This is a genomic window from Enterobacter sp. R4-368 (assembly GCF_000410515.1).
In the GTDB taxonomy this organism is placed as follows: Bacteria; Pseudomonadota; Gammaproteobacteria; order Enterobacterales; family Enterobacteriaceae; genus Kosakonia.
The window spans coordinates 4,637,926-4,655,823 of the sequence record NC_021500.1 but is presented as its reverse complement, the minus strand read 5'-3'; the positions used below and the strand labels follow the sequence as shown (position 1 = coordinate 4,655,823).

Here is a 17,898-nt window from a genome sequence, read left to right as displayed (position 1 = left end):
AATCATACTTTCGTATGAGAAAACTTTGCACCGCAGCGTCTGATAATTCAGTAATACTCCTGCATTCTGGATCGTTACCATGCGAGCGATACTCCCACTTCTGTTGCTCATGTTATGTAGCATTATCAATCAGGTGGGCGCGCGTGAGACTGCCATCGTCAGCAATGACGGGTTAAATATCGAGCAACTCCAGACCGATGATCTACTGAAAAAGCACCCGTTTGATAAGGGAATAAAATCAGCGGAACATGAATCAACGCTGTTCAAACTGACCATCCGCAACATGCAGCAGGAGGGTATCAACCAATACCCCACGCGTAACGAAGACAACAAAATCGTCATGGAGAAACTGCATTTACCGCCAGGCAGCATTGCGGAAAATACGCCTGACTGTAATTCGGCGACGGTGAATTATTATAGTACCTATGGTGATAAAGAATCGGCGCAGTTGGTTATCAGCCGCTGTCAAAAAAAGCTGGAAAAGAATAACGTTGAGACATTTCCCTATGCCGCTAAATTTATTCCTTCGGTTGTTTATCTGCGTTCGTCATTAGAAGCGTGCAGCGGCTTTTTAATCAATAACACCACCGTTGTCACCGCGGCGCATTGTAATGTTGATACGGCTTATTTTAGTAACGGCGAATCGAGAAAAGTCAGTAAACAGAATGGCAAAGTGTGTTTTCAAACCGAGGGCAGCTATTGTGATTATGCTGTTTTAACGGTTGATAAAGTAAATATTGCCTCGCCCCCTGTTCAGTGGCAACAAGCCGACGTTAATGATGAATTATGGATACCGGGCGTTGCTATTTCTTCCCCTGAAAAGATCCCCGACAATTATCAGGCCTCTAATATGGCAGCAACCGATAACCAACAAAATAAAAGCTGCAAGGTGGTTTATATCAATGATAACTGTCTTATTCATTTGTGTACGGTGCTCCAGGGCTTTTCCGGTGCGCCCATCGTCAATGTGACGAAAAGCAAAACGGAAAATAGCGTGGTTATAAGTGGCATCCATATTTCATCGGAACAAACTCTCAGTAAAAACATGTGCAAATTGAACATCGAAAAATTACTGGCTAATTACGCTGTACCGAAATCAAAACTGCCCTTTTAAGAGGTGACCCGTATGCCTGGCAAAAAAACATTCTTATTGATCAGCACCCTTCTGGCAGGGTGTACAAGTGAGCATACAAACACCGTCAGCTATAACCCGCAAACAATAAAGGAGGGCGGAATTGAAGAGATGCGCGCGTTTATATCGGGAGATCCCTGCCCTGCGGCGTTAGATGAGGACAGAGGTTCTCCTGAAGCCGCCGCGCTATTATTAGCGGTGGCTACGCCGATCCTGAGTGAAACCCTTAAATATGGTTTTTCGCTTATATCAAAAGTTGGTAGCAATATGGCGAAGCCCTACCCGTTAAATGCCTATATTTATCCGAGTAGAACCACGCTAATTTCTAACGCGCAATGTTTAACGCTGGTTTATGGTCAGTTCGGCGGCACAGGAAAAAATAATCTGACAACGCCCGGATTACCCTATCAATATTACAATACGCCTCTTCTGGCCGGGCAATTAACCAGCGATCTCGGTTTTGCTATGCAAATTAAAATCCAGCATAGCGAAGAGCGATTATCGTTTGTTCCGTATTCTCTTTTTTACCCCAAACAACTGCGGCCATACGGCATGAATAATCATCACGGATTAACCGTGGCGATAGATTTTGGCGGTAATGATGCCACGATCGAGTTTGATAAAGTATATGTCGGGCGTTATTACAACCAACAAGCAGTGATAACGCACGGCAAAACCATTGAGCTGGCAAAAGTGACGCCGTATACCCTGAAAATTACCGTCACGGAGGGGCCAGACAATGAAACGCTCGCCGGGCTGCTGCAAGCGGTGTCATCAAGTGACGTCGTGGCAGCGCAGCAGCAAATCCTTAAAACGTATATTGATAAAAAAATCGCCGAAAAAACGGCAAAATAAAGCGCGGGTGTAGCGGTTAATAGCCAGCCTTATCGGGACACAAAAGGCTGTAAGCTCTGCTCCAGCCAAGCTCATAGCGCAACGGATCTAACGCTGCGCAATTTCCCCGCAGCGGGTAAATTGCTGCTCCAGCATTGTGCTTCCCCACTGTTCGCCCTGCCACTCTTTGCTCAGGGTGAAACCGAAAGATTCGTAAAGGGCGCGCGCGGCGTTCAGCCCGCTGAATGTCCAGAGCTGCACCGCAGAAAACTGTTGTTCATCGCAAAACTGCATCGCTTTGGCGAGCAGTTGACGTCCCATGCCGGTGCCACGGCATTCATCATCAAGAATAAACCAGCGCAGATGCGCCTCGTTATTGCCTAAATCTTGCCCGTCAATGGCCACCGAGCCGACGATTTTGCCCTTATAAACCGCGAGCCAGATGTTATTACGCGCATTCTCCAGACGTCCGGCGAATTCGGCCAGGCCCGCGGCCAGTTTGCTTTCAAAAAAATAGCCGAAACCATAATGTTGCGAATAGTAGCTGGCGTGCATTTCGCTGATACGGCCAATCATTCCCGGCAGATAACCGGTGACGATTTCTGGCTTTTCACGGCCAGGACGCGGTGCGCCCTGGCGGCAGGCTTCAAGCGCGGTGGCATAGGCCGACAAGCCGCGAGCAACCGCCTCCTGTTCGGCAGCAGTCAGATGTTGCAGCGCCTCGCGCACACGCATCGCACCGTAATTGTTAATGCGCGCGACGCTCGCTTTGCCCTGCGCGGTCAACTGTAGCGTTTTATAGCGCGCATCCGCAGCCGAGGGTACGTCCTGCAATTCACCGGCGGCGATAAGCCGGCTCAGCATACGGCTGACGCTTGATTTCTCCAGCCCCAGGATCTGCACCAGCTGCGCTGCCGTCATCGCCCCCTGTTTTTCCACTTCCAGCAGAGTATGAACGGCGGAAGGAGAATAATCCGTCGCCGCAAGCGTGCTGTTCATAAAGCCCAGCTCACGCACCATCCGCCGTGATGCGGAACGGATATCGTTGATCAGTTGGTCAGCGGCCACGTTGTTACCTCAGAGGGGAGTAGATAGTTGTACAATACAACCATCAACAAACCAGGCTGTCAACATAGCTTTTATAGGGTCAAAAGCGCTATGACCGGACACGCGACACTACGTGTTACTACACGGTTTCAAGAAGGCTAACCCCGACGCCTGATTTTGCAGGCGCAGGGCACATATAAAGCGTAACACTACAAGCGACAAGGGTTTACAGCTAACTTGCTGAATAGATTGATATTACTGGAAGCATGCTCGCAAATCCCGATGCGGTAACACAGGAACCGTTGATGAGGTCTCAGCCCGTATTGCCGCGTCAGCTACACCTTTCCCGCCCAAAAGCCGCATGTTGCTGCTCAGAATTCCCTGCGCTCCCCCTTAATTACCCTATAAATCCAGGCGAGAGCCCTGTACAATCCCTGCCCTAAGATCCTATAACTGATTAATTTTTGAACTATGAGCAATGTGAACCTGCAGCCGAAAATCGGCTTTGTCTCTCTTGGCTGCCCAAAAAACCTGGTGGATTCCGAACGGATTCTCACCGAACTGCGCACCGAAGGTTATGACGTGGTGCCAAGCTATGACAACGCTGACATGGTTATCGTCAATACCTGCGGTTTTATCGACAGCGCGGTGCAAGAGTCGCTGGAAGCCATCGGCGAAGCGCTGAATGAAAACGGCAAAGTCATTGTGACCGGCTGCCTGGGCGCAAAAGAGGATCAGATCCGCGAAGTGCACCCGAAAGTGCTGGAGATCACCGGGCCGCACAGCTATGAGCAGGTACTGGAACATGTTCATCACTATGTGCCGAAACCAAAGCACAATCCGTTCCTGAGCCTCGTGCCGGAACAGGGCGTCAAACTGACGCCGCGCCACTACGCTTACCTGAAAATTTCCGAAGGCTGTAACCACCGCTGCACGTTCTGCATTATTCCGTCGATGCGTGGCGATCTGGTAAGCCGCCCGATTGGCGAGGTGTTAGCCGAAGCCAAACGTCTGGTCGATGCCGGCGTGAAAGAGCTGCTGGTGATCTCGCAGGACACCTCCGCTTACGGCGTGGATGTAAAACACCGCATGGGCTTTCACAACGGCGAGCCAGTGAAAACTAGCATGGTTGGCCTGTGTGAGCAACTGGCGAAACTCGGTGTCTGGACGCGTCTGCACTACGTTTACCCGTATCCGCACGTGGATGATGTCATTCCGCTGATGGCGGAAGGCAAGATCCTGCCGTATCTGGATATCCCGCTGCAGCACGCCAGCCCGCGCATTCTCAAGCTGATGAAGCGCCCCGGCGCGGTCGACAGGCAACTGGCGCGCATTAAGCAGTGGCGTGAAATCTGCCCGGAACTGACGCTGCGTTCCACCTTTATCGTCGGTTTCCCTGGCGAAACTGAAGAAGATTTCCAGATGCTGCTCGATTTCCTCCAGGAAGCGCGTCTGGATCGCGTCGGCTGCTTTAAATACAGCCCGGTAGAAGGAGCAACCGCCAACGAACTGGCCGATCAGGTGCCGGAAGAGGTGAAAGAGGAGCGCTGGAACCGCTTTATGCAACTGCAACAGCAGATCTCCGCCGAGCGCTTGCAGGAAAAAATCGGCCGCGAAATTCTGGTGATCATCGATGAAGTGGACGAAGAAGGCGCGATTGGCCGCAGCATGGCGGACGCTCCGGAAATCGACGGCGCGGTGTACCTGAACGGCGAAACCGGGGTTAAACCGGGCGACGTTGTCCGCGTCAAAGTGGAAAACGCCGACGAATACGATCTGTGGGGCTCCCGCGTTTAAGCCTTCCTTCCCTCTCCTCATACGGAGAGGGAACCTTCTATCCCTTAATCTTCGGGTCCAGCGCGTCGCGCAGGCCATCACCCAGCAGGTTAAACGCCAGCACCGTCAGAAAAATCGCCAGCGAAGGGAACAGCGCCACATGCGGCGCAATCACCATATCCGCACGCGCTTCATTGAGCATCGCGCCCCACTCCGGGGTGGGCGGCTGCGCGCCCAGGCCTAAAAATGACAGGCTGGCGGCTGAGATAATCGACGTGCCGATACGCATGGTGAAATAGACCACAATCGACGATACCGTGCCCGGCAGAATATGGTGAAACAGGATCACCGCATCGCTGGCCCCGATGCTGCGCGCGGATTCGATAAAGGTTTGTTGCTTGAGCACCAGCGTGTTACCGCGCACCAGACGGGCAAACGCCGGCACGGAGAACACCGCCACGGCGATGATCACGTTCGCCATGCCGCTACCCATCACCGCCACCACCGCAATCGCCAGCAGAATGCCGGGAAACGCGAACAGCACATCACAGATGCGCATAATCAGGCGATCCCACCAGCCTTCGTAGTAACCCGCCAGCAATCCCAGCACCGTACCGATGAGCGCGCCAATCAGCACCGCAAAAAGACCGGCGGCAAGCGAAATCTGCGCGCCGACCAGCACGCGGCTTAAAATGTCGCGCCCCAGCGAATCGACGCCGAACCAGTGCACCAGCGACGGCCCTTCATTAAGCCGGTCATAGTCAAAATAGTTTTCCGCATCGAACGGGGCTATCCACGGGGCGACAATCGCCAACAGGATCAGCAGCAGCACAAAAATCCCGGCGGCCATCGCCAGCGGCTGGCGGCAAAAACGCCGCCAGAATTCATGCCACGGCGTGCGCACATGCCCCGGTTTGACTACGGGCATGGCGTTTAGCACCGCCTGTCGACGCCAGTTTAATAATCGCATCCTTACTTGTACCTGATCGTGGGATTAAGGGCGGCGTAGAGCACATCCACCACTAAGTTGATAAGAATAAACTCCAGCGAGAAGAGCAGCACCTCGGCCTGAATCACCGGGTAATCGCGCATCTCCACCGAGTCCACCAGCAAACGGCCCAGCCCAGGCCAGTTGAAGACTTTCTCCACCACAATGGAGCCGCCGAGCAAAAAGCCGAATTGCAGCCCCATCATGGTGACCACCGGGATGAGCGCGTTGCGCAGACCATGTTTGAGAATAACCCAGCGCTCGCTTACGCCTTTGGCACGCGCGGTACGCATGTAGTCCTCGTTGAGCACGTCCACGAACGAGGCGCGGGTAAAACGCGCCATCACCGCCGCCACTGCCGCACCGAGCGTTAATGACGGCAAAATGTAGTGTTGCCAGCTGTCGGCACCCACGGTCGGCAGCCAGCCGAGTTCAACCGAGAAGATCTGCATCAGCAACATACCGAGTGCAAACGCGGGGAATGACATGCCCGTTACCGCCAGCGCCATCCCCAGATGATCCGGCCAGCGGTTGCGCCACACGGCGGCGGCAATTCCCGCGCCGAGCCCAAACAGCATCGCCCAGCACATACTGGTGATAGTCAGCAGCAGCGTCGGCATAAAGCGGCTGGCGATTTCCTCCACCACCGGGCGGCGCGAGGCCATCGAGATACCAAAATCGCCTTGCAGCACATTGCCGATGTAGTGCCAGAACTGCCGCCACAGCGGTTGATCCAGCCCAAGCTGTTGGCGCACCAGCTCAATGACCTGCGCGTCGGCTTCCGGCCCGGCAATCAACCGCGCCGGATCGCCCGGCAGCAAGTGGACAAACAGAAACACCAGCACCGCCACAATCAGTAGCGTCGGGATCAGGCCCAGCAAGCGTTTAATAATATAATTTTGCATTGTGCGTTCCCTCACGCCTCCTTTTGCTCTGCGAGGTGGAGTGAGTTATTTCACCAAATCCGCGTTATCAAAACTGAACCCGGTATCGGGCATAATGTAGAAACCGGTGAGCTTCTTGTTATGTGCTGAAACCAGCTTTTCCACCACCAGCGGCACCCATGGCGACTCCTGCCAGATGAGATCCTGCGCCTGTTTGTACAACTGCTCTTTCTCCGCGGCATCCGTGGTTTTTAACGCCTCGGCCAGGTCTTTATCCACCTGCGGGTTGCTGTAAAACGCGGTGTTGAACTGCGTTGGCGGCCAGTTCCATGAGGCGAACAGCGGCGACAGCGCCCAGTCAGCTTCGCCGGTCGAGGCCGACCAGCCGGTGTAGAACATGCGCACGCCGCTCTGCGCCTGCGCTTTGGCTTCCACTTCCGCTGCGCGCTGCCCGGCGTCCATCGCCGTCACCTGCACTCTAATGCCCACCTGCGCCAGTTGCTGCTGGGTAAACTGTAATACTTTCTGCGCGGTGCTGTGGTTATGCGACGACCACAAAGTGGTGCTGAACCCCTGCGGATAACCGGCTTCTTTTAGCAGTTCGCGGGCTTTTGCCGGATCGTACGGCCAGGGTTGATAGGCCTGGGAATAGGCAATGGTTGGCGGTACAACGCCGGTGGCGGGCGTCGCGAAACCGGCGAACGCCACTTTCACCAGGGCCGGGCGGTTGATAGCGTAGTTGATCGCCTCGCGCACTTTCGGGTTATCGAACGGTTTTTGCGTGACATTCATGCTGATGTAACGCTGCATAATCGACGGGCTGGCGACCAGCTCCAGCTTGCTGTTTCTTTTCAGCACTTCCGCCTGCTCGTAAGGGATGGGGAAGGCAAACTGCGCTTCGCCGGTTTGCAGCATCGCCGCGCGGGTGTTGTTGTCCACCACCGGCCGCCAGGTAATGGAGTCCAGCTTGGGTAAACCTTGCTGCCAGTACCCGGCGAATCTCTTCACTTTCACGTAATCGGTCTGGTTCCACGCTTCCAGTTCATACGGGCCGGTGCCGACCGGGTGAAAACCAATGTCGTTGCCATATTTTTGCAGCGCCGCCGGAGAAATCATGGCCGTTGCCGGGTGGGCGAGGATATTGATAAACGCGGAAAAAGGCTGCTTGAGGGTGATTTTTACCGTGTAGGCATCCACCACATCGGTTCTGGCGATATTTTTATACAGGTTATAGCGCTTCAGGCTGTTGCGCGGATTGCTGGCGCGGTCGAGGTTCGCTTTTACCGCAGCGGCGTCAAAGTCCGTACCATCCTGGAACTTTACCCCGTGGCGCAAGTTGATGGTATAGACCATGCCGTCAGCGGAAACGCTGTAGCTTTCTGCCAGCACGTATTCCAGCTGCATATCTTTATCAAGGCCAAATAGCCCCTGATAGAACGATTTCGCCACCGCCTGCGACAGCGTGTCGTTGGCATCATACGGGTCAAGGGTAGTGAAATTGGATCCCACCGCGACAACCACATCCTTCGCCGCAACGGCCGGGATGGCGGTCAGCGCAAACATCACGCTGGCGAGTCCCCGCCAGTGCCGTGAAATGAATTGTGTCATGTTGCTCTCCTGAAGAACCCTGCCAGTGCTCAGTTAAAAACGGGATTGCGTGCTGCCGGGCGTCGAGCGGGCAACAAAATGCCCCGGCCCCACATTCTGCAACTGCACGCGTTGCATTGACTCGCCGCGTTTGCGGATATTGCTGGGCATGTCATCAGACAACAACACACGCTGCGCGTGATGGTGCGCAGGGTCGGCAACCGGCACCGCCGACATTAACTTACGTGTATACGGATGCTGCGGGTTTTCAAACACCGCCTGCCGTGGGCCGATCTCAACAATTTGCCCAAGGTACATCACCGCGACGCGGTGGCTGATGCGTTCTACCACCGCCATATCATGCGAGATAAACAGAAACGCAATGCCCATCTCACGCTGCAAATCGAGCAGTAAATTGATGATTTGCGCGCGGATCGAAACATCCAGCGCCGAAACGGATTCGTCCGCCACCACCACGCGCGGGTTGAGCGCCAGCGCCCGGGCAATGCAGATGCGCTGACGCTGCCCGCCGGAAAACTCATGCGGGTAGCGCCAGGCATGTTCCGGCTTCAGACCGACGCGCTCCAGCAGCCACTCCACGCGCTGCCGCCCCTCTTCTTCACCCAATAAATTGTGCACCCGCAGCGGTTCGATAATGGAATCGCCAACGGTCTGGCGCGGGTCCAGCGAGGCGTACGGATCCTGAAAAATAAACTGAATATCGCGGCGGATGCGTTTCATTTTGCTATCCGGCAGCGTATCAATGCGCTCGCCGTTAAAGGTGATAGAACCGCTCTGGTGCTCCACCAGGCGCAGCAGCGCGCGCCCGGTGGTGGATTTACCGCTGCCGGATTCGCCCACCAGCGACAGCGTCTCGCCAGGCCAGAGATCAAAACTCACCCCTTCCACAGCGTGCACCTCTTTGGTGACGCGATTAAGAATACCGCTGCGCAGCGGGAAGCGCGCCACCAGATCGCGCACCTGCAAAATCGGCTCGCCCGGCACGACTGTATCCTGTTCAATTTCCGCTTCCTGATGCGCCGGGTTTTTCGGTGAGATCAGCGGAAAACGGCGCGGCAGCGTGCTGCCGTGCATCGCCCCCAGTTTGGGCACCGCCGCCAGCAGCGCTTTGGTATACGGATGCTGCGGATGGTTGAAAATCTGCTCAACGCTGCCGGTTTCTACCGCTTCGCCCTGGTTCATCACCAGTACGCGGTCGGCAACATCAGCGACCACGCCCATATCGTGCGTGATGAAAATCACCCCCATCGACATCTCTTTTTGCAGTACGGCGATGAGTTGCAGGATCTGCGCCTGGATCGTGACATCCAGCGCGGTGGTCGGTTCGTCGGCAATCAGCACCGCCGGGCGACAGGAGAGCGCCATGGCAATCATCACGCGCTGACGCATGCCGCCGGAAAGCTGATGTGGAAAGCTGGATAAAATCGACTGCGATTCCGGGATGCGCACCAGATCGAGCATACGCCGCGCTTCAATCATGGCGTCTTCGCGCCCCAGCTTCTGGTGCAGGCGAATTGACTCGGCGATCTGCTCGCCCACCGGAAACACCGGGTTGAGCGAGGTCATCGGCTCCTGAAAAATCATCGCGATATCCGCGCCGCGCACGCTGCGCATCTGCGATGCGCTCAGCCGGGTAAGCTCCACATTCTGCCGGTTACGCCGGGTCAGACGCATATGATCGCAGCTCACTTCGCCGCCCGCCTGCTCAATCAGGCGCAGCAACGCGAGCGCGGTAACCGATTTACCGGAGCCGGATTCGCCGACAATCGCCAGCGTTTCGCCGCGTTTAAGGGAAAAGGAGAGATGGCGAACCGCCGGGACGAGTTGCTTGTCATGGCTGAAAGCGACGTTCAGATTACTGACATCCAGCACCATGTTCGCGTCGGTTTCCATCCGCGCAACCCCACTCGCATTATTCACGATAAATGCCCACGCTTGGCGCATCGCCCGCGTAACCCCACGCGCGATACATCCCTTCACTGTTGAACGGCAACGCCACGTTACCTTCGCGATCAACCGCAATCAGCCCACCGCTACCGCCCAGCGCCGGCAGTTTTTCCATCACCACGGCATCGCAGGCTTCCTGCAAACTCAAACCGCCGTACTCCATCAGCGCGGCGATGTCGTAAGCCGCCAGCGCGCGGATAAATACTTCGCCGGTGCCGGTGCAGGAGACCGCCACGTTGGCGTTATTGGCATAGCAACCTGCGCCGGGCAGTGGGCTGTCGCCCACGCGACCCGGTAATTTATTGGTCATGCCGCCGGTTGATGTCGCAGCCGCCAGGTTGCCCTGCTTATCCAGCGCCACCGCCCCCACGGTGCCAAATTTTTTGCTCTCATCGAGCGGCGCACCGCCATGATCCAGCACGGTGTTCCCGGCGTCGCGCGCTTCCATCAATTGCGCAAAGCGTTCCGGGGTGGAAAACAGGCTCGGCGATACCGCCTCCATACCGTGGGAAAAGGCAAACTTTTCCGCCCCTTCGCCAATCATGAAAACGTGCGGGCTGTGCTCCATCACCAGACGCGCCGCCAGTACCGGATTGCGCAAGCGGCTGACGCCCGCCACCGCGCCCGCTTGTAGTGTGTTGCCGTCCATCACGCAGGCATCCAGCTCATGGGTTTCATCGCGGGTAAATACCGCGCCGATACCGGCGTTAAATAAGGGACACTCCTCCAGCAGCCGCACCGCTTCCGTTACCACATCCAGCGCGCTTACGCCCGATTCCAGCATGCGCTGTCCGGTTTCGATAATTGACGAAAGTACATGTACGTAACGTTGCTCTTTTTCCGGGCTCATCTGCGCACGGCCGATAGCACCCGCACCGCCGTGTATTGCGATTACCGCTTTAACCATTTGTGCCGCCTGAATTTCTCTGCGCCTGGAGGGATTTCTGAATATAGAAAGTCGTTACAACGATGTAAAGCAATGTCATTACAACGGGGTAGGCGTAAGGCATGTTGAGGCCTTCTCTTTTCTGCCATAATGGCCGCTTCATCGCGTTGACTGGATATTAACTATGGAATCATCAAACGGCCTGATCTCGCTCGATACGGCCCTGTCACAGATGCTGTCACGCATTTCACCGCTGACTGAAAGCGAAACCCTGCCGCTGGTGGCCTGTTTTGGCCGCGTGGTGGCGCAAGATATTATCTCTCCGCTGAACGTACCGGGTTTTGATAACTCGGCGATGGACGGCTACGCCGTGCGGCTGGCGGAGGTACAAAGTGGTAACGCCCTGCCGGTGGCGGGTAAAGCGTTTGCCGGGCAGCCCTTCGACGGCGAGTGGCCTGCCGGCACCTGTATACGCATTATGACCGGTGCGCCGATCCCCGCCGGGTGCGATGCGGTAGTGATGCAGGAACAGACCGAACAGACCGACGCCGGTATTTGTTTTACCGCCGAGGTGCGGGCCAATCAGAATATCCGCCGCGCGGGCGAAGATATTCGACAAGGTGCCAGCGTTTTTACGGCGGGCACAAAACTGACTGCCGCCGAGCTGCCGGTCATTGCCTCGCTGGGCATTGCCGATGTTAGTGTGCTGCGCAAAGTGCGCGTGGCGCTGTTTTCCACCGGCGACGAACTGCAACTGCCAGGCCAGCCGCTGGCTGACGGGCAAATCTACGATACCAACCGCCTATCCGTTCACCTGATGCTGAGCCAGCTCGGTTATGAGGTGATTAACCTTGGCATCGTGCCGGATGACCCGCAGAAGCTGCGCGACACCTTTATTGCTGCCGACAGCCAGGCCGATGTGGTGCTGAGCTCCGGCGGCGTGTCGGTGGGCGAAGCCGATTACACCAAAACTATTCTCGATGAGCTGGGCGAAATCGCATTCTGGAAACTGGCGATCAAGCCGGGTAAACCGTTCGCCTTCGGTAAGCTCAAAAACAGCTGGTTCTGCGGCCTGCCGGGCAACCCGGTTTCCGCGACGCTCACCTTTTATCAGCTGGTACAACCGCTGCTGGCGAAACTTGCCGGTAACACCGCCGATACGCAGCCGCTGCGTTTTCGCGCCCGTGCGGCAGAGCGCCTGAAAAAGTCGCCGGGGCGTCTCGATTTTCAGCGTGGCGTGTTAAGCCGTGGCGACGATGGCACGCTGGAAGTGCGCAGCACCGGGCACCAGGGTTCACATATTTTCAGCTCCTTTAGCCAGGGTAACTGCTTTGTGGTGCTGGAGCGCGAACGTGGCAATGTCGAAGCCGGTGAATGGGTGGATGTCGAGATGTTTAACCATCTCTTCGGAGGCTAAAGATGGCTGAAGCACTCAGCGACACGGAGATGATGCGCTATAACCGGCAGATTATTTTGCGCGGTTTTGATTTCGATGGCCAGGAGCGGTTAAAAGCCGCTCGCGTACTGGTGGTCGGGCTCGGCGGCCTCGGCTGCGCCGCCACACAATATCTGGCCGCGGCAGGCATCGGGCAGATGACGCTGCTCGATTTTGATACCGTGGCGCTCTCCAACCTGCAACGCCAGACGCTGCACAGCGACGCGGATATCGGCGTGGCAAAAGTGGACTCGGCGCGCGAATCGTTACTGCGCATCAACCCCAATGTGCACTACACCGCCATCAACGCCCTGCTTGATGATACGGCGCTGCTCACACAGATTGCCGCACACGACCTGGTGCTGGATTGCACCGATAACGTCGCGATTCGTAACCAGCTCAACGCGGGCTGTTTCCAGCATCGCGTGCCGCTGGTTTCCGGTGCGGCCATTCGCATGGAAGGCCAGATCAGCGTCTTTTCCTGGGGCGAAAACGACCCGTGCTATCGCTGTCTGAGCCGCTTGTTTGGCGATAATGCGCTGACCTGTGTTGAAGCGGGTGTCATGGCGCCGCTGGTCGGGGTGATTGGTTCGTTGCAGGCGATGGAAGCCATCAAAGTGCTGGCGCATTACGGTACGCCGGCGGCGGGAAAAATCGTGATGTACGATGCGATGACCTGCCAGTTCCGTGAAATGAAACTGCTGCGCAATTCTGCCTGCGACGTCTGCGGGCGTTAATCTCCCTTTATTTTCCGGATGGCGCAACGTCATCCGGCATCGCGATAAAAGGTCGACTCTCGTCACGGAAACTTTCATTCGAAAGTAATTTAATCTCCATATGAAATAAATGGAGATAAAAAATGATCTTCAACATCCAGCGCTATTCCACTCATGACGGCCCGGGCATTCGCACTGTCGTGTTCCTGAAAGGCTGCTCGTTAAGCTGCCGCTGGTGCCAGAACCCGGAGAGCCGCAGCCGCACGCGGGATCTGCTCTTTGACAACCGTCTGTGCCTTGCCGGGTGTGATTTATGCCAGCACGCCGCGCCAAAGGTGATCGAACGTGCGGTAAACGGTTTGCTTATCCATCGCGAAAAACTTGATGATAGACAGCTGGATGCGCTCACCGGGTGCTGCCCGACCGAGGCGCTGAGTGTCTGCGGTGAGACGCCAGATGTGGGCGATATTATGGCTACCGTTTTGCGCGATAAACCCTTTTATGACCGCAGCGGCGGCGGCATCACCCTTTCCGGCGGCGAGCCGTTTATGAACCCGCAACTGGCGCAGCAACTGCTCCAGAGCAGCCATCAGCACGGCATTCATACGGCAGTGGAAACCTGCCTGCATGTGCCGTGGCGCTATATCGAACCGTCCCTGCCCTTTGTTGATCTGTTTCTCGCTGATTTAAAACATGTCGATGATGCCACGTTTCGCCAGTGGACCGGCGGCTCGGCAAAACGTGTGCTGGATAACCTGAAACGGCTGGCACAGGCGGGGAAAAAACTCACCATTCGCGTGCCGCTGATCCCCGGTTTTAATGCCGATAAAGACGCCATAAGCGCCATTACCGCCTTCGCCGCCGATGAGCTGAACGTCAGCGACATTCATTTTTTGCCTTACCACACGCTGGGCATGAACAAGTATCACCTGCTCGGCGAACCCTACACCGCCCCAGAGAAGCCGCTCGACGCCCCGCAACTGCTGGCGTTTGCACAGGATTGTGCCCAGCGCAAAGGGCTGACGGCGACATTACGAGGATAGAACCATGACCACGCTGCAACTCAACACCCTGACCGATCGTATAAAAGCCCATAAAACCGCGCTGGTGCATATTGTGAAGCCACCGGTTTGCACCGAGCGCGCCCGACATTACACCCAGGTTTACCAGCAGAACATGGACAAACCGCTGCCGGTACGCCGCGCGCTGGCGCTGGCGCATCACCTGGCCGAACGTACCATCTGGATCAAGCATGACGAGTTGATTATTGGTAACCAGGCAAGCGAAGTGCGCGCTGCGCCGATCTTCCCCGAATACACCGTTTCGTGGATCGAAAAAGAGATCGATGAGCTCGCCGACCGCCCCGGCGCAGGCTTTGCGGTTAGCGAAGAGAACAAACGCGTGCTGCATGAGATCTGCCCGTGGTGGCGCGGTCAGACGGTGCAGGATCGCTGTTACGGTATGTTTACTGACGAACAAAAAGCGCTGCTGGAAACCGGCATTATCAAAGCCGAAGGCAATATGACTTCTGGCGACGCGCACCTGGCGGTGAACTTCCCGCTGCTGCTGGAGCTTGGCCTCGACGGGTTGCGCCACAAAGTGGATGAACGCCGGACGCGCATCAACCTGACTGTGTTCGACGACCTGCATGGCGATCAATTTTTAAAAGCGATTGATATTGTGCTGGAAGCCGTCAGCCTGCATATCGAACGTTTTGCCGGGCTGGCACGCCAGATGGCCGCGGAAGAGACGCGGCAAAACCGCCGCGATGAACTGCTGGCGATAGCGGAAAACTGCCTGATTATCGCCCACGAACCACCGCGCACCTTCTGGCAGGCGTTGCAGCTCTGCTACTTTATCCAGCTGATTTTGCAGATTGAATCCAACGGGCATTCGGTCTCTTTCGGACGCATGGATCAGTATCTGTATCCGTACTATCGCCGCGATGTTGAATTGCAGCAGTCATTGCCGCGCGAACAGGCCATTGAGCTGCTGCACAGTTGCTGGCTGAAACTGCTGGAAGTGAACAAAATTCGCTCCGGCTCGCATTCGAAAGCCTCGGCGGGCAGCCCGCTCTATCAGAACGTCACCATCGGCGGTCAGCAGTGGCATAACGGTGAAGCGCGCGACGCGGTTAACCCGCTCTCTTACGCGATTCTGGAATCCTGCGGACGCCTGCGTTCCACCCAGCCGAACCTGAGCGTGCGTTACCACGCCGGCATGAGCAACGACTTCCTCGACGCCTGCGTGCAGGTTATTCGCTGCGGCTTTGGCATGCCCGCGTTCAATAACGATGAAATTGTCATCCCAGAATTTATCAAACTCGGCGTTGAGACCGCCGACGCCTACGACTATGCGGCCATTGGCTGCATTGAAACCGCCGTTGGCGGCAAATGGGGCTACCGCTGCACCGGCATGAGCTTTATCAACTTCGCCCGCGTGATGCTGGCGGCACTGGAAGGCGGACGCGACGCCACCAGCGGCAAAATCTTTCAGCCGCAGATCCAGGCGCTGTCGGCGGGTAATTTCCACGGCTTCGAGGAGGTGATGCAGGCGTGGGATCGGCAGATCCGTTATTACACCCGTAAATCCATTGAGATTGAGTATGTGGTCGACACCATGCTGGAAGAGAACGTGCCTGATATTCTCTGCTCCGCGCTGGTCGATGACTGCATCGAACGGGCGAAAAGCATTAAACAAGGTGGCGCGAAATATGACTGGGTGTCCGGCTTGCAGGTGGGGATCGCCAACCTGGGTAACAGCCTCGCGGCGGTGAAAAAGCTGGTTTTTGACCAGGGTGTTATCGGGCAACAACAACTGGCGCAGGCACTGGCAGAAGATTTTGACGGCCTGACGCACGAACAGTTGCGCCAGCGGCTGGTCAACAGCGCGCCGAAATACGGCAACGATGATGACAGCGTGGATACGCTGCTGGTACGTGCTTATCAAACCTATATCGATGAGCTGAAGCAGTATCACAACCCGCGTTACGGTCGCGGCCCGATCGGTGGCAATTATTACGCCGGAACCTCGTCCATTTCCGCGAACGTGCCGTTTGGCGCAGCGACGATGGCGACACCGGATGGTCGCAAAGCGCATACGCCGCTGGCGGAGGGCGCAAGCCCGGCGTCCGGCACCGATCATCTGGGGCCGACGGCGGTGATAAGCTCGGTGGGTAAATTGCCGGTGGAGGCGATTCTCGGCGGGGTGTTGCTGAACCAGAAACTGAATCCGTCGACGCTGGAAAACGAGAGCGATAAGCAAAAGCTGATGGTGCTGTTGCGCACCTTCTTTGAGGTGCATAAAGGCTGGCATATTCAGTACAACATCGTGTCGCGCGAAACGCTGCTGGAGGCGAAGAAACACCCGGATCGGTATCGCGATTTGGTGGTGCGCGTCGCCGGTTATTCGGCGTTCTTTACCGCCCTGTCGCCAGATGCGCAGGACGACATTATCGCCCGTACTGAACATACCTTATAAGGTGGCGACCGGATGACCGTTATTCGTTATTAACTAACAGCCGCCTTTTGTCCGTTACTATCTGATGTTTAACCTATGGATTTCGGATTGCAGGAAGGCGGCAAGGCGGTAAGTCCCCGGGAGCTTACACAAGTAAGTGACCGGGGCGCGCCGCCGCAGCCAACACACCTGCAGTTCGAAAGACGACGGTTAAACTTTCGAATGAAATAAAATTTGTGCTTCCCCTCACATTATCTCTAGAATGTTTCTCGTCGCAGTTACATTCAGGAGTTCTATGTATGACCGTCAAAGTTATCGTTACCGATATGGACGGAACCTTCCTTGATGACGCCAAGCAGTACGATCGCACACGATTTATGGCGCAATTCGAGCAGCTTCGTCAGCGGAATATTGAGTTTGTTGTCGCCAGCGGCAACCAGTATTACCAGCTGATCTCCTTCTTCCCGGAGCTGAAAGAGACCATTTCGTTCGTCGCGGAAAACGGCGCGCTGGTGTATGAGCACGGTCAACAGTTGTTCCACGGTGAGCTGACCCGTCACGAAGCGCAGGTGGTGATTGGCGAACTGTTAAAAGACAGCAGCCTCAACTTTGTTGCCTGCGGCCTGGAAAGCGCGTACGTAAGCGAAAACGCTCCGGCAGAGTTCGTCGATCTGATGTCGAAACACTATTACCGCTTAAAGCCGGTACGCGATTTTCAGCACATTGACGATACCCTGTTCAAGTTTTCGTTGAACTTGCCGGACAGCGACATCCCGCAATTGATCGACGCTCTGCATGTCTCGCTTGACGGCATCATGAAGCCGGTCACCAGCGGCTTTGGTTTTGTCGATTTGATAATTCCTGGTCTGCATAAAGCCAACGGCATTACGCGCCTGCTTAAACGCTGGGGCATCTCGCCGCAACAGTGCGTCACCATTGGCGACAGCGGTAACGACGCGGAAATGCTGCGCATGACCGATTTCTCGTTCGCCATGGGCAACGCCAGCGACGCCATCAAAGCCATTGCCCATCATCAGACCGATGACAATAACCACCACGGCGCCCTGAATGTGATTCAGGCCGTGCTTGATAACACCGCGCCATTCAATCGCTGAACCTCTGCCGGAGCGCCCGCTCCGGCCCCTCCTGTGGCTAATTTTCCGCTTTGTGCTCCGCATCAAGTTTT

The 17,898-nt window shown here is 56.1% G+C and carries 14 protein-coding genes; 8 read left to right on the top strand and 6 right to left on the bottom strand.

Features of this window, described 5'->3' with window-relative positions:
* Positions 1-79 precede the first annotated feature (79 nt).
* Both H650_RS21710 and H650_RS21705 read left to right on the top strand, forming a co-directional pair.
* On the top strand, positions 80-1,114 hold the full coding sequence (locus H650_RS21710) for a trypsin-like serine peptidase (protein ID WP_110093656.1): 1,035 nt from the start codon (positions 80-82) through the stop codon (positions 1,112-1,114).
* A gap of 12 nt (positions 1,115-1,126) precedes the next feature.
* On the top strand, positions 1,127-1,987 hold the full coding sequence (locus H650_RS21705) for a hypothetical protein (RefSeq protein ID WP_020457160.1): 861 nt from the start codon (positions 1,127-1,129) through the stop codon (positions 1,985-1,987).
* A gap of 87 nt (positions 1,988-2,074) precedes the next feature.
* Here the strand turns inward: H650_RS21705 and H650_RS21700 are convergent, their stop codons facing one another.
* Complete coding sequence (locus H650_RS21700; protein ID WP_020457159.1) at positions 2,075-3,034, bottom strand: bifunctional helix-turn-helix transcriptional regulator/GNAT family N-acetyltransferase; 960 nt, start codon at positions 3,032-3,034, stop codon at positions 2,075-2,077.
* A gap of 450 nt (positions 3,035-3,484) precedes the next feature.
* Here H650_RS21700 and rimO point away from each other — a divergent pair, with 450 nt between their 5' ends.
* On the top strand, positions 3,485-4,810 hold the full coding sequence (gene rimO / locus H650_RS21695; RefSeq protein WP_020457158.1) for a 30S ribosomal protein S12 methylthiotransferase RimO: 1,326 nt from the start codon (positions 3,485-3,487) through the stop codon (positions 4,808-4,810).
* Positions 4,811-4,847: 37 nt separating this feature from the next.
* Here the strand turns inward: rimO and gsiD are convergent, their stop codons facing one another.
* Genes gsiD through iaaA form a run of 5 tightly spaced genes read right to left on the bottom strand, consistent with a single transcriptional unit; the run spans position 4,848 to position 11,123 of the window.
* Entirely contained in the window at positions 4,848-5,759 is a 912-nt protein-coding gene (gene gsiD / locus H650_RS21690; protein WP_020457157.1) for a glutathione ABC transporter permease GsiD, read from the bottom strand.
* Positions 5,760-5,761: 2 nt separating this feature from the next.
* Positions 5,762-6,682 carry a glutathione ABC transporter permease GsiC gene (gene gsiC / locus H650_RS21685; RefSeq protein WP_020457156.1) on the bottom strand — a complete coding sequence of 307 codons (921 nt, stop codon included), beginning with the start codon at positions 6,680-6,682 and terminating at the stop codon, positions 5,762-5,764.
* Between the two features lie 45 nt (positions 6,683-6,727).
* Positions 6,728-8,269, bottom strand: a complete 1,542-nt coding sequence (gene gsiB, locus H650_RS21680; RefSeq protein ID WP_020457155.1) for a glutathione ABC transporter substrate-binding protein GsiB — start codon at positions 8,267-8,269, stop codon at positions 6,728-6,730.
* A gap of 33 nt (positions 8,270-8,302) precedes the next feature.
* Positions 8,303-10,162, bottom strand: a complete 1,860-nt coding sequence (gene gsiA, locus H650_RS21675; protein ID WP_170956354.1) for a glutathione ABC transporter ATP-binding protein GsiA — start codon at positions 10,160-10,162, stop codon at positions 8,303-8,305.
* Between the two features lie 19 nt (positions 10,163-10,181).
* Positions 10,182-11,123, bottom strand: coding sequence for a beta-aspartyl-peptidase (gene iaaA, locus H650_RS21670; protein ID WP_020457153.1), 942 nt, complete (start codon positions 11,121-11,123; stop codon positions 10,182-10,184).
* Positions 11,124-11,286: 163 nt separating this feature from the next.
* Here iaaA and moeA point away from each other — a divergent pair, with 163 nt between their 5' ends.
* From moeA to H650_RS21645, 5 genes are all read left to right on the top strand, one after another.
* On the top strand, positions 11,287-12,519 hold the full coding sequence (gene moeA, locus H650_RS21665) for a molybdopterin molybdotransferase MoeA (RefSeq protein ID WP_020457152.1): 1,233 nt from the start codon (positions 11,287-11,289) through the stop codon (positions 12,517-12,519).
* A 2-nt stretch (positions 12,520-12,521) separates the two neighbouring features.
* Entirely contained in the window at positions 12,522-13,274 is a 753-nt protein-coding gene (gene moeB / locus H650_RS21660) for a molybdopterin-synthase adenylyltransferase MoeB (protein ID WP_020457151.1), read from the top strand.
* A 122-nt stretch (positions 13,275-13,396) separates the two neighbouring features.
* Positions 13,397-14,296, top strand: a complete 900-nt coding sequence (locus H650_RS21655; protein WP_020457150.1) for a glycyl-radical enzyme activating protein — start codon at positions 13,397-13,399, stop codon at positions 14,294-14,296.
* 4 nt (positions 14,297-14,300) lie between these two features.
* Positions 14,301-16,733, top strand: a complete 2,433-nt coding sequence (locus tag H650_RS21650) for a formate C-acetyltransferase/glycerol dehydratase family glycyl radical enzyme (protein ID WP_020457149.1) — start codon at positions 14,301-14,303, stop codon at positions 16,731-16,733.
* A 278-nt stretch (positions 16,734-17,011) separates the two neighbouring features.
* Positions 17,012-17,827: a Cof-type HAD-IIB family hydrolase gene (locus H650_RS21645; protein WP_020457148.1), complete on the top strand. Its 816-nt coding sequence runs from the start codon at positions 17,012-17,014 to the stop codon at positions 17,825-17,827.
* Positions 17,828-17,898: the final 71 nt, after the last annotated feature.

Excerpts from the sequence above, each read along its gene's own strand:
- H650_RS21710 (WP_110093656.1), top strand. The coding sequence starts at position 80 with ATGCGAGCGATACTCCCACTTCTGTTGCTCATGTTATGTAGCATTATC.
- H650_RS21705 (WP_020457160.1), top strand. The coding sequence starts at position 1,127 with ATGCCTGGCAAAAAAACATTCTTATTGATCAGCACCCTTCTGGCAGGG.
- rimO (WP_020457158.1), top strand. The coding sequence starts at position 3,485 with ATGAGCAATGTGAACCTGCAGCCGAAAATCGGCTTTGTCTCTCTTGGC.
- gsiD (WP_020457157.1), bottom strand. The coding sequence starts at position 5,759 with ATGCGATTATTAAACTGGCGTCGACAGGCGGTGCTAAACGCCATGCCC.
- gsiC (WP_020457156.1), bottom strand. The coding sequence starts at position 6,682 with ATGCAAAATTATATTATTAAACGCTTGCTGGGCCTGATCCCGACGCTA.
- gsiB (WP_020457155.1), bottom strand. The coding sequence starts at position 8,269 with ATGACACAATTCATTTCACGGCACTGGCGGGGACTCGCCAGCGTGATG.
- gsiA (WP_170956354.1), bottom strand. The coding sequence starts at position 10,162 with ATGGAAACCGACGCGAACATGGTGCTGGATGTCAGTAATCTGAACGTC.
- iaaA (WP_020457153.1), bottom strand. The coding sequence starts at position 11,123 with ATGGTTAAAGCGGTAATCGCAATACACGGCGGTGCGGGTGCTATCGGC.
- moeA (WP_020457152.1), top strand. The coding sequence starts at position 11,287 with ATGGAATCATCAAACGGCCTGATCTCGCTCGATACGGCCCTGTCACAG.
- moeB (WP_020457151.1), top strand. The coding sequence starts at position 12,522 with ATGGCTGAAGCACTCAGCGACACGGAGATGATGCGCTATAACCGGCAG.
- H650_RS21655 (WP_020457150.1), top strand. The coding sequence starts at position 13,397 with ATGATCTTCAACATCCAGCGCTATTCCACTCATGACGGCCCGGGCATT.
- H650_RS21650 (WP_020457149.1), top strand. The coding sequence starts at position 14,301 with ATGACCACGCTGCAACTCAACACCCTGACCGATCGTATAAAAGCCCAT.
- H650_RS21645 (WP_020457148.1), top strand. The coding sequence starts at position 17,012 with ATGACCGTCAAAGTTATCGTTACCGATATGGACGGAACCTTCCTTGAT.